The sequence below is a fragment of the Thalassotalea psychrophila genome (assembly GCF_031583595.1).
GTDB classification, from domain to species: domain Bacteria; phylum Pseudomonadota; class Gammaproteobacteria; order Enterobacterales; family Alteromonadaceae; genus Thalassotalea_A; species Thalassotalea_A psychrophila.
In genome coordinates, this window is sequence record NZ_CP134145.1 from 3,782,528 (window position 1) to 3,794,405 (window position 11,878).

Genomic DNA, 11,878 nt, shown 5'->3' on the forward strand with positions numbered 1-11,878 from the left:
TTATTTAATTCAATAACTCTAAGGATCAGCGTTAAATGGCCACAATTTATGAAGTGTCGGAATTAGCAGGAGTATCTCTTGCAACTGTTTCGCGAGTAATGAATAACAATGCGAAAGTAAGCGACAAAACGCGAACTAAAGTATTGCAGGCCATGGATAAATTAGGATATAAACCAAATTCTATTGCGCAATCCTTAGCGTCTAATCGTACCAATAGTGTCGGTGTATTAGTTTCTGAATTACATGGTGGATTCTTTGGTTTTATCATGGACGGTATTGAAAACGAACTTCGTATAGCCAACAAGCATATTATTATTACCACTGGTCATAGTGATGAAGCGCAAGAAAAAAGCGCTATTGATTTTTTAATTAGCCGAAAGTGTGATGCGCTAATTTTACTAACAGATTCAGTAGATGATGACTATCTCATTAGTATTTCAAAAACTATCCCGACAGTGCTTGTTAACCGTAAAATAAATGGTATTGCCAATAATTGTATTAGCTTGAATAACGAGCAAGGTGGTTACTTAGCAACAAAGGCATTAATAGAAAAGGGCCACGAAGACATAGCTTACATTGCAGGACCAGACTGGAAAGTTGATTCTCACGATCGTCTTTTAGGCCATAAAAAAGCCCTTACTGAACATAATTTAGCTTATAAAACCGAGCTTTTCTTTCAGGGTGATTTTAATGAAGACAGCGGTTTTGACGGATTTAACCAATTAAAGACAGCAGCAACAAAATTTACTGCAATAGCTTGCGGAAATGATGAAATGGCATCAGGCGCGATGAAAGCGGCAAGAAAACAAGGCTTAGATTTACCCAAAGATCTATCTATAGTCGGTTTTGATAATAATATGTTTGCCAGTTATTTATATCCAGAGCTAACTACTGTAGATAACTCTGCATATTTTATGGGTAAAATGGCAACTGACATTATTTTAAAAAGTGTTTATAAACAAGATGATATTACTATCCAGAATGTATTTGAACCAAAATTAGTGCAACGTAACTCTATCGCTTCAATATCATAAGCTATTAGGTTTAGTACTGCCGTTGGTATTAGTGCAGTTTAATTTTTCCAAATACACTAGCATCAATATAGCCTAGATTTTTATCGCCATTTTTAGGTTTTATATCATCTGATCCTATAAAATGTTCACGTTCTTTACTGCCATCATTATCGCAATAAGCCAACATAAAACCGATAACTTTGCCTTTTGTTAATTTCACGGGTGTATGCTTACCTTTTAGAGTGAAACTATCATCATACAATTTTATAGCTAACTCCCAGGTGATCACATTTTCAGGACTAGCATTTCTTTGCCAGCCACTTTGCACATGTTCATTAAGTAAAATAAAATTAGTACTACCATCTGAGTTTTTAGGCCCGATATCAGCGACTTGGTTATCTAACGCGACATGATAAGCAAAGGCATTAAAACTAAATTGATGTTTACCTCCTGACGCATCTTCATCAATAAATACTTCTAGGCTGTCGTCATCCCAGTATTTCTCAGTCGGGTTTGCATATTGATCAAACAAAACATCATCTCTAATTTCTGCCATTAAATATAAATAATCTTCATCCCAGAGTAATTTGAAACGACCAGAGAAATCGTCACTACTTGGATATTCACCAACAATATGCTTATCAATAAGTGACCATTGTGCTTTATTCCAAGCTTGCTCTGATGCTTTTCCATCAATAGTAATTGCAGATTCAGCTTCAACCACAGCGGCTATATTTTCATCAGCAAGACATTGTATTGCAAAGAATAAACAACACAATGACATAGCTTGTTTTAATCGTGGAAGGTGTTTCATGCGTCGCCCTTTTTAAGGTGAGTAACTATTTGTCCCAAGACACTTGCTTGCGGTTGGTTGGCATCAATTTGGTAAACATCTAACTCCCCTTTTGGGCGCTGTAATGCGACAAATTGGCTGGCGAGTAAATCAGCTTTGAAAAAGTGCGAGTTTCTAGCTTTTAATCTTTTTGAAATTTGTTTTTCATCAACGTCTAAAAATACAAAGCGAGTAACAAAACCAAGTTGTCTGAATTTTTCTCGATGCTCTGCTCGAAGACCAGAGTAAGCTAACACACAACCATTGTCTTTCATGAATTCTTTTTGTAAACAAGCACATATTTTATCAATCCAAGGTCCACGCTGAACATCGGTTAAAGGTATCCCCTTAGCCATCATTTCTATCGAATCTTTTGAATGAAAATCGTCTGCCTCTATGTATTTATAGTTATACTGTTGGCTAACTTGCTTTGCGATAGTTGATTTACCGCAACCACTAACCCCCATTATAATTATCAGCTCGGATTGGGCGGGAATTAATACTTTGACCAGATAATTTTTGCCTGCAACAATATTAGTAATACGATTAGATGTTATATAACTACCATTAACCTGAATCGTTTGTTGGCTTACTTGCTTTGACTTCGTAATCTCAACTTCAAAAATCGAACCATTGAATTTTCTGTTCACAGATAATTTGGGCCAATGCGTAGGTAGTTGTGGCTTAATTAACAAATCACCTTTGTGCCCTACTAGTCCTGCTATACATTCAATCACACAACGATAAAACCAAGACACTGTGCCGGTATTAAATAACTGGCTTGAGCGCCCTGCGGTTCTAGGATGTTGATAATAGGCACCACGATAATAATTAGGAATAAAAGTTGGCAATTGCCCTCGCTGGATAAAATCATCATCCGGTAGCATCTTCCTCATAACTTCAAATGCTTTATCACCCTCACCAATTTTAAATAAACTATATGCATAGAAAATTGCCGCATGATTATAGATAGAGCCATTTTCAGCTGTGCCGGAAAATTTCTGGGTAACTCTACCAACATCTTCACGCATTTTTGTATAACTTGGCGCTAGCATCATAGTGCCAAATGGAGTATCAAGTTGCTGTTTTATTTGCGCAAGTAATTTACCTTTTTGCTCGGTTGATGCCGCCCCAGAAAGTATTGCCCAACTTTGTGGGTTTAAGAAAATCCTCCCTTCTTTATCATCAGCAACGCCAAAGCTTACGTTATCATCTGTAATACCACGGCTATACCACTCCCCTCCCCAACAATGTGTATTAACCGCTTGATTAAGCTGTATTGCAAAAGCACGATATTTTGAATTTATTTCAATTTGATAATCATTACAAATATCTATCCAAGTGTTAATTGCATAGGCACTTGCCAACGTTAACCAAGTTGACACACCTCTACCTTTGTAACCGACCATATTCATAGGGTCACACCAATCTCCTTGTGCGATATAACTAAGGCCTCGTTCATCTCGTGCGCCAATTAACCAGTCTAATGCTAATTCAATATGCTGCTTGACTGTTTGCTTATTTGGGTTATCAGCAAAGCCAACTAATTGATCTAGTAATGCTAGGTCATTTGTTTCATTTAAGTATGCTTGAATGCATATAGGAAGCCATAAACAGTGGTCAGTGTGAGGCACTTGATTGATGTATTTCAAGCTTGCATCAGGATGAATTAAAATACCATCAGGCATCTCTCCTGTCTGGTATTGCTGACTCAATGCAGTGATGAACGCTTGGCGTGCGGTGTTTGGCGCAATATAACTCATGCCAAGGTTATCTTGTAAATAATTACGAGTTTGAGGGTCGGTTGTTAAGCGGTTTACATCACCAAGATAAAACACTTGTCTGGGCAGCCAATGATTCACAAATTGATCTAAAATATTGTCGCCTGTATCAATTTTTATTGGGCCAGAACTTTGCATTACATAATGTTGATAATTATTTTTTTCTTGGTCAAAGCATAATGTTTTGCCAAAGTATCTATTTTTAATTTCTGATACTTGCTGATCATTAGATGCAGGACCAAATAAAAAGCGATAGTTCATTCTCTGCTCAGGCTGAAAACATTGTTGATATTGCATGACCGCAGCAGGCACTTCATATAATGAATTTATTTGCTTTAATGCATAAGCTTTTATGCCATCTGGGAAAGATACGTCGCTGTTGCCCTCAAACACTTTTTGATTACAACACCACGATGTCGGAACCGTGTCGGCGATAAAAAAGGTTTTTTCTTTTAAATTATGTCGTGCAAAGTACTCTTCAACTTTTTGATAAGGGCTGATACAAGTAGCAATGATCGCATTTAACTCTGGGAAAAAGTCTGCCGATTGATTCATCCACGACATATAGCCAATAGTGAAATAAGGATAAATACTGATATTACGCACTTTATTGTCTAAGTTGGTAACATTTAACTCCCACATTTCAATCGCATCAGAATCGCTAAGAGTTACCATTATGGTAACCTCAATATTTAGCGCTTCAATGCGCCATTTAATATCATTTTGGCCAGCTGAAAAACAAAAATAATCGAGTGAGGTTTTTGTTGGTTCAAATGGCGCTGAAAACACTTCACCAGTATCATCATCTTTAATATAAAAAAATCGCCCCGGATGATTGGCATAATACGCATGCTCTGGTTGCATAAATGTTTTTGCTTCCAGGTTTGGTGCATAAGCGTATTTACTTGGCTCTGGCTGCATAAATTGACCTACTGCATAACCACGACAATTAAATTGCACCATCATGTATTTATTCCACAAAAAACCACCTGCCTCAGGCATTTCAGTCGGACTATATAGTTCTACGCGCTGGCCTTTTTTATCCACATAAACTAGCTCATCTTTAGGCTTGTTCATTGCTGATAGTCTCTTGTTTTTGATCATTCAGCTGACCTTGGATATCTATAATTTTGTTATCATTTAATGGATAGAGCCGGATCACAAATACTGAAATTAATGCAAAAATGGCAGGTAGAAGTGTCATTAACAATACAATGCCGTGTTGTGACTCCAAGCTTTGAGCTTGATTAGCTACATAACCTAAACTTGCAAGTAACCAACCCATCATAGCGCCGGCTAACGCTCCTCCTAATTTTTGCGCGAATGCCGCTGCAGAGAAAATCATTGCCGTTGCTCGCCTGCCAGTTTTCCACTCTGAAAAATCTGCTGTATCAGCATACATAGAAAAGACTAATGGCGACTTAGGCCCTAGACAAAAGCCAATGGCTATTTGTAATGAAAAGATAAGCCAAAGTTGGTCTTTTTGAACAAAATAAAATAACGCCGACAATACCGTTACAGCGATCATTAAAATGAACAATAATGTTTTTTTATCAAAGAATTTTGTCAGTATTGGCGTACTCGCCGCCCCAACACCTAAAGACAGCATATAAGCTAAGCTAAAACTGCCAATTAAGTCCTCTCGCTCAACAAAATACTTAAAATAAAAGGTGCCTGAACTGCCCCGTAAAGTGATGGTCATCATGATAATCAATGCTAAAGAAAACAGTATTAGCCAAGGTTTATTGTTAAATAAATCTTTAATGTCTTGCAGAACGGGGGCACTCTTCTCGGCTACAGGTTGAATGCGTTCGGTGGTAGAAATAAAGCTAATAAAAAATAGTGCTGCGGCGACAACCCCATAGGTCAGCATAGTTAATTGCCAACCTAATACTTGATCAGCCCCACCATAATAATTCACCAATTCAGGTGTTAAATAAGCAACTAAGCTTCCTCCAGAAAAAGCGCCAATAAAACGAAAACTAGTTAATAAGGTACGCTGTTGGCTATCACCAGTAATAACGCCAAGTAATGCTCCATAGGGCACATTAATAAAGGTATATGCCAGCATCATAAATATATAGGTACAGTATGCCCAAGCCAACTTACCACTATCATCAAGATCAGGTACCGTAAAAGTTAATACGCCGGCAGCAACTATCGGAATAATCCCCCAAAGCAAGTAAGGTCTGAACTTTCCCCAGCGAGTTTTTGTTCTATCAGCAACTGCGCCCATTAGCGGATCAGAAAAGGCATCAATTAAGCGAGTAACCAGCATCATGGTTCCTACAGCACCTGCAGATAACCCAAATACATCGGTATAAAAAATGAAAAGAAATACGTCAAATACGCGCCAATAGAAATTTGAAGCGACATCTCCGCAGGCATAACCCGCACTTTCTTTTATTGAAAATTTATTATTTATTTGTTGTTTCATTGATTGTTCACTTATATACCAGTACAAAAATGTAAGCGCTTACATATAAGTTAACAATTTATTTACAACTTGTAAATAATATTCAATATGAAATGTAAAATGCCCATCAGGGTTGATAGGCATTTAAGGGGAATACCAATTCTATTAAGCTAAAACGTTAAGGAAATATTCTGTCTATACTTTTTCATCAGCCTCGCCCCTTGCTTAGCTATCAATGTCGATTGCGGCATATCTTCAACAGGTAAAGCTTCAATAATATATCTTAACGGAGTATTTGCTGCGTCACTATCAAATGGAAAGCAAGTTACTAGTAGTAAACGCTCGTATTCAGTTTGCAGTATGTCTACTTCATCAATATCAACAACGCTTATTTTATGTATTTTGTAACTATGCTGCTCTCCAGAAATGCTTTCGAGAATCACTTCTTCCGTTGGGTTTAAATATTGTAGAAGGCTAAAGTGAGTATCTCTATGCCCAGATATAACTAATGTTCCCTCTTCACCCGGCTGTACACTTAAATGGCTTAGTCCAGGGCCAAATGCCAATGCCTGTCCAGAGTCTCCAGCGAGGACAATTTGCTCATTGCCTAAAGTTGGAAAATTAATTTTAGCCACCGGATGACTATCAAACCAAGGCCATGGTTTTTCTACATTGTCTGCGCTACTTTGTTGCCAAGCTTGGCTCAAAAGGTATTGTGCGAAGTACGCTTTAATATGAATATAAGATGCACTTACGATACAAGCTAAAGCAATTATCACAAATATTGTTTTCAATAATTTGAGCAAATTTTTTTGGTCTTTCTCAACTTGATTCTCTGTTTTTTTAGCTTCGAACAGTGTTTGGTCAGAAGCAATGCTCTTTAACTTCGATAAATCGGTAACTGGAATAAATTTAATATTACTCATCTTTATTCCTTTATTGTCAGTTTGTTATTAAGCTTATAATTGCTTAGGACTAATTTATGATATTGCCTTCTAGAGCAAGTTGCCAACATACACAGACCAGTGATTAACAGCATTAATACTCCAACCTTGAATAATGCATTGGCATTGGTTGCGGTTTGGGCCAATGGAATTTTTTGAGTTGAACCTTTTGGCATGGCATTAGGTACAGGACGTTTTTTCAATATGTCAGCAAGCTTTCTACTTGGCGTTTTTTCAACGGCAACGAAACTTGTGTATTTTGATAGCAAACGGTTATTAATTGCTATTTTTGTGATCTTATCAATGTATTGCTGTTTTTCTGCTCTGTCATTGCTGTCGTATAGCTCATAAGTAAGGTGTTTAATTTTTTGTCTTGCCCACCAAGTGGCTATTCCGGATTGCTTCATAGCACTATTAACAGGCATGTCTTGCAACCAAAGTTGCTGATTAATTTCACCGCTCACGGTCATTGGTGCAGTGTTATTCAACAAAGAATTTGACGGCCAACGGGCACTGATAATAAGAGGCTCTGTTGCGTATAAGTCAGGAATTTTATTAGGTAATAATTCAACCTGCTCACTTGGCCAGTTAATGTTTATATCAGTCAGCATTGGTTGAGCAATGCGATTAAATAGAGCATTCATTTTTTGCTTAACTTCACCAACATTGCCAACATAACTAAAAGACCCACGTCCAAGTTCAGCTGCGCGTTCCATAAAATGGCTATTCGGCGCACTACCGATCCCTACAGTATGCAACCTAGAATCATAAAGCTTCGATCTTATGATACGAAATAACTGCTCTTCATTACCAACACTACCATCGGTAATAAATACTATTTGTCTAATATAGCCAGAATCAGAAGATACACCTGTAGCGGCTTTTAATGCGCCTACCATTTCAGTGCCTCCATTGGCTTGTAAACTACTTATCCAATTAATAGCTCTATTCACAGAGCTCTTTGAGGCAAATTCTGATTGATTAAACAGCGTTGTATAAGTTGAATTAAATTCAATGATATTGAATCTATCAGTAGGCGTTAGTTGCTTAACGGCAAAATTTAATGCTTGCTTAGCTTGTTTAATTGCAACACCGCCCATTGAGCCTGATGTATCGATGATGTAGATCATTTCTTTTGGGATAGTAATGCTAGTTTTCAGTGCTGTTGGTGGGGTGATCATAAATAGACCATAATCATAGCCGCCTTTGCTTTCTTTAAAGTATGCAGCTTGTGGCCTGGAGCTTTCCTTTATCGTCCAATTTAGGACAAAATCACGATTCATAACAATGCAGGAATTGGTAAGTGAAATTTTATGAGTTTGCTCTTTTTCAGAATGATTTATTTGATGATAATCGCTGTTAACTTCAGACAAGGGCAAACCAACATCTAAATTAATTGATATAGATGCTTTTTGACCTAAATGTTCAGGTACTTGCAAAGGCGTAATTCGCGATGTATCAGGTACGGTAAAAGTATTAACAGACCAACCTAAGCCTTGTTTTATATCTATTGGTTGAGTTTGTTGCTCTAATTGCTTTGCTGTTTGCTGTTGTTCATATTTTAGTTTTTTTTCAGTGTACTCTTTTGGAATGTACCTTGGCGTTATCGTTAATGGCAAACGTAAACTAAAAGTATTGGCAAGCAATGGTACCTGTTGCAAATAACTAATTTTAATTTTAATTATTTCACCGGGGGGAATGTTTGCCACTGAGGTAGTAAACATATTCGGCCGTTCCTGCTCAACCAAACTGGCTTTTTTACCTGCCTTTTTTGCTACATCGTAGGTTTTCTTTGCCTGTTTACGCTCTTGAATTTCGGCTTTAATAAACCGCTCGCCTATCCACATTTCCATATCATCAACGGCAGCACCTTCAGTTAAAGGAAACACATAAATTCCTTCTACCCAATCATTTGACGTATTGATAAAGCTTTGAGTAACAACCACTCTTGCCATCATGGCATTAACATCAATTTGATAATCACTATCAGTAACTAAAGAGTACACTACTCCCTGCTCGCTTTTAAGAAACAAACTACCAGATTCAACAGCGCTATAATCAATTTTTTCTGAGTATTGTGTAGAACTTGAGTTTGCAGTGGTATTAGCGCTTGCATAAACAACAAAGCAGCTGACCAGCATCGAGCCGACAACAAGATAAGTAAGCCAGAGCGCCGTGCTAGTTAAATAATATTTCAATAAGGGTTTAGGTGTCATAACGTTTCTCCATAGGTTATGAGCTTATTTAAGCGAAACTTTATGACCTAAAAGGTAGATAAATATGACTGATAGATTTTGAATAATGATCAATTATGACTGACAGTACAGCACAGGAAGCAAAGTAGAAAAGAACAACTCCAATGAGCGACGCAGCCTAAGTCCATATATTTAAGCGCCGCACTTTAAACTTATTAAAAATAAGAAGGAATTGTGAACACACAATTATCTTTAATTATATCTAGTACAAAAACTCCACGTCAGGCAAGCAGCTTGGCGTTAAGCTAGCTTTATTTAAATTTTGCCACCATTAAATGTTTCACAATTGTTAACAAATATAATTTTCTAGATATGGTTTATTTGATGTTCACCTAAAAGAGGACTGTTACTGAACATGGAAAAGATGTTTCTACCACTCAATGGCGTTATGCAAGATAGTGCTAAGTTAACCGCAAATAACTTATCGTTAATCTTTTGGCTTACCTGGCCATTTATACTCTTTAATATTGTTGATCCTTATCTGTTAACAGATTTAACCATTTCAAATGCACCAGCGATAGTTATATATGGGATTGCGTTACTTTTACTCTCTGCCATTACAGCTTTTAATTGCCATCAAATATTTCTGCTAAAAAGCGAGACAAAAAGCAGTCTTAGTTGGTTGCACTGGGGAAGTAGAAATACCTGCTTTTTATTTAAGTTCTTACAATTAGGTGTTGTCAGCACCCTGTTATTTATGCCGATGATAATCGTTTCAGGGTTATTTCTTGTGAATAATTACGACAAACATTCTGCCTATATAGGCCTGTTCAACTTTTGTGCAATGCTACCGGTTGCTTATTTTATTGCTCGGTTTTCTTTAGTTCTACCTGATGCCGCGGTTGGCAAGCAACGTTCACTGCGGTGGTCATGGCGAGTGAGCAAAGGGCATAGTCTTAGGTTATTCCTATTATTAGGCTTTATTCCCGGTGTTTTAGGCTTCGCATTACATTCATTAACCGAAATCATTACCAACGAATTTATTGTTGAGTGTATTGATACTTTAATTTATCTCGTTATTGCCTTGATGGAAGTTTGTTTTTTGTCTGTTTCATATCGCTATATTGTCAACCACAATGCTGATCCTGAAAAGGCTGAAATGCCGAAACCGCAAAAAATGTCAAAAGCAGAAAAGCTCTTTAATAGCCTTATAGTGATATTGATAATTTCAATCGGGACGTTTCTGTTTGTTATTAAGAACGTTGAAACCGAGCCCTATATTGTCAGTTATGGCTTAATTAACACCGATGTGGTTGATATCAATCATCTAACAAAAGATGAGACGTTTTTTGTAACCCGTGATGGCTATGAGCAATCGATTACCCGTATATCAAAACAAATTGGCACCGAGTTTGGCATCGAAGTATATATTCCAAAGGGATACTCTGATAAACCGTTGCAGGTCGAGTCAGGTTTTATTTTTCCTAAACAAGGTTTGTTGGACCCAGAACAAGGCCGAATTTTTTCCGATCTTGAAATAATTGAATTTGAACCCGGAAGCTTTCAACCATTTAGTTATATTATTGAAGATGATTGGGAAGCAATCGCCGGTATGTGGAAATTCCAGCTAAAAATTGATGGTGAACTAACCATTGAAAAAGAGTTTTTGCTAGAGTAATACAGGGGCTGAGAATGCCACTTATTAGCTCCTAAAAAAGTTCAGGAAGCCATTATTTCTCTCCACAATAAGCTTCATTTGCTACCACACCACGCTAGTGTTTGTAATTATAATACACTGTATACATTCTTATATGTATAGTTACAAGCGACACAAAAAAGCCATTTATCTGTTGATAAATGGCTTTTACTTGGCGGGAGACTTTTCGGTTCAAAAAATGTTAAATTACAAATTTGCTTGTTTGGCCACCTCCTCACTATCTACTTTTAATTTCATTACTACACGTCGGTCAAAGTAATTCACTTCAGAGGCGATGGTTTCATCAACGGGGGCCATTTCACCAAAGGCATTAGTAAATATACGCTGTTCGCCTATGCCTTCATCAAGTAATAACTGCTTAACGCTGGCAATACGTTGCTCAGCTAATTGAAGGTTTAGTTGTTCATCACCTTGTTTGTCGGTATAGCCAGACAAGTCGATATTTAAGTGTGGTGAACGTTGTAAAACTTGCGCTAATGCTTTTACCTGCTGTTCATAATGAGGTTCAATTACGCTTGAGCCTGTTCTAAACATTAAGCTAACTAATATGTTTTCTACTTGCGCTTTTTCACTGTTTTCATAGCTGTTGGCAATATTCATTACTTCTTGTTGATATTGCATTTCAAGGTTTTTCATTTCACCATTATGCTTATGCTTTGCATTGGTGGCATTAAGCTGTTGTTTTTCAACTTGTATTTCAAGAGCGCTTATTTCCTCTTCTGCCAGCATGTTTTTAGCAATAAAATCGCCGGCAATAGCTGTAATGAATGCCCCAGGAGGTCCGCCAAATATCCCACCGATAATTGCGCCAATACTTACCCCTACTTTTTCTTCTGTTGGGATTTCTTCAATATGCTCAATAATGTTTTTTTCTTCTGCATACGCTTGTGGAGCAATCAAAGAGGTTGTGAGTATTAGCGAGCTAAGTGCTATTGCTGTCATTGTCTTTTTCATAATGTTTACCTTTTTAGTTAATGTAG

At 37.3% G+C, this 11,878-nt stretch carries 8 protein-coding genes; 2 read left to right on the forward strand and 6 right to left on the reverse strand.

Going from position 1 to position 11,878, the window contains the following annotated elements:
* Positions 1-35: 35 nt before the first annotated feature.
* A complete protein-coding gene (locus RGQ13_RS15655; protein ID WP_348390679.1) occupies positions 36-1,034 on the forward strand; it encodes a LacI family DNA-binding transcriptional regulator in 999 nt (332 codons plus the stop codon).
* A 28-nt stretch (positions 1,035-1,062) separates the two neighbouring features.
* Here RGQ13_RS15655 and RGQ13_RS15660 read toward each other — a convergent pair whose 3' ends face one another.
* The 5 genes from RGQ13_RS15660 to RGQ13_RS15680 form a co-directional block, all read right to left on the reverse strand.
* The gene (locus RGQ13_RS15660; protein WP_348390680.1) at positions 1,063-1,827 is read right to left on the reverse strand and encodes a CBM9 family sugar-binding protein; all 765 of its coding nucleotides are present in this window, start codon (positions 1,825-1,827) and stop codon (positions 1,063-1,065) included.
* Positions 1,824-4,730: a gluconokinase, GntK/IdnK-type gene (locus RGQ13_RS15665; protein ID WP_348390681.1), complete on the reverse strand. Its 2,907-nt coding sequence runs from the start codon at positions 4,728-4,730 to the stop codon at positions 1,824-1,826. Before RGQ13_RS15665 ends, RGQ13_RS15660 begins: the two co-directional genes overlap by 4 nt.
* A complete protein-coding gene (locus tag RGQ13_RS15670; protein ID WP_348390682.1) occupies positions 4,690-6,063 on the reverse strand; it encodes an MFS transporter in 1,374 nt (457 codons plus the stop codon). The genes RGQ13_RS15665 and RGQ13_RS15670 overlap by 41 nt, the downstream gene beginning before the upstream one ends.
* A 149-nt stretch (positions 6,064-6,212) precedes the next feature.
* Positions 6,213-6,968 carry a class GN sortase gene (locus RGQ13_RS15675; protein ID WP_348390683.1) on the reverse strand — a complete coding sequence of 252 codons (756 nt, stop codon included), beginning with the start codon at positions 6,966-6,968 and terminating at the stop codon, positions 6,213-6,215.
* Between the two features lie 2 nt (positions 6,969-6,970).
* Positions 6,971-9,202 (reverse strand): marine proteobacterial sortase target protein, encoded by a 2,232-nt coding sequence (locus tag RGQ13_RS15680; RefSeq protein WP_348390684.1) that lies wholly within the window; start codon positions 9,200-9,202, stop codon positions 6,971-6,973.
* 394 nt (positions 9,203-9,596) lie between these two features.
* Here RGQ13_RS15680 and RGQ13_RS15685 point away from each other — a divergent pair, with 394 nt between their 5' ends.
* Complete coding sequence (locus tag RGQ13_RS15685) at positions 9,597-10,859, forward strand: DUF3859 domain-containing protein (protein WP_348390685.1); 1,263 nt, start codon at positions 9,597-9,599, stop codon at positions 10,857-10,859.
* Between the two features lie 225 nt (positions 10,860-11,084).
* Here RGQ13_RS15685 and pdsO read toward each other — a convergent pair whose 3' ends face one another.
* Positions 11,085-11,852, reverse strand: a complete 768-nt coding sequence (gene pdsO / locus RGQ13_RS15690) for a sortase-associated OmpA-like protein PdsO (RefSeq protein ID WP_348390686.1) — start codon at positions 11,850-11,852, stop codon at positions 11,085-11,087.
* Between the last annotated feature and the right edge of the window lie 26 nt (positions 11,853-11,878).

Excerpts from the sequence above, each read along its gene's own strand:
- RGQ13_RS15655 (WP_348390679.1), top strand. The coding sequence starts at position 36 with ATGGCCACAATTTATGAAGTGTCGGAATTAGCAGGAGTATCTCTTGCA.
- RGQ13_RS15660 (WP_348390680.1), bottom strand. The coding sequence starts at position 1,827 with ATGAAACACCTTCCACGATTAAAACAAGCTATGTCATTGTGTTGTTTA.
- RGQ13_RS15665 (WP_348390681.1), bottom strand. The coding sequence starts at position 4,730 with ATGATCAAAAACAAGAGACTATCAGCAATGAACAAGCCTAAAGATGAG.
- RGQ13_RS15670 (WP_348390682.1), bottom strand. The coding sequence starts at position 6,063 with ATGAAACAACAAATAAATAATAAATTTTCAATAAAAGAAAGTGCGGGT.
- RGQ13_RS15675 (WP_348390683.1), bottom strand. The coding sequence starts at position 6,968 with ATGAGTAATATTAAATTTATTCCAGTTACCGATTTATCGAAGTTAAAG.
- RGQ13_RS15680 (WP_348390684.1), bottom strand. The coding sequence starts at position 9,202 with ATGACACCTAAACCCTTATTGAAATATTATTTAACTAGCACGGCGCTC.
- RGQ13_RS15685 (WP_348390685.1), top strand. The coding sequence starts at position 9,597 with ATGGAAAAGATGTTTCTACCACTCAATGGCGTTATGCAAGATAGTGCT.
- pdsO (WP_348390686.1), bottom strand. The coding sequence starts at position 11,852 with ATGAAAAAGACAATGACAGCAATAGCACTTAGCTCGCTAATACTCACA.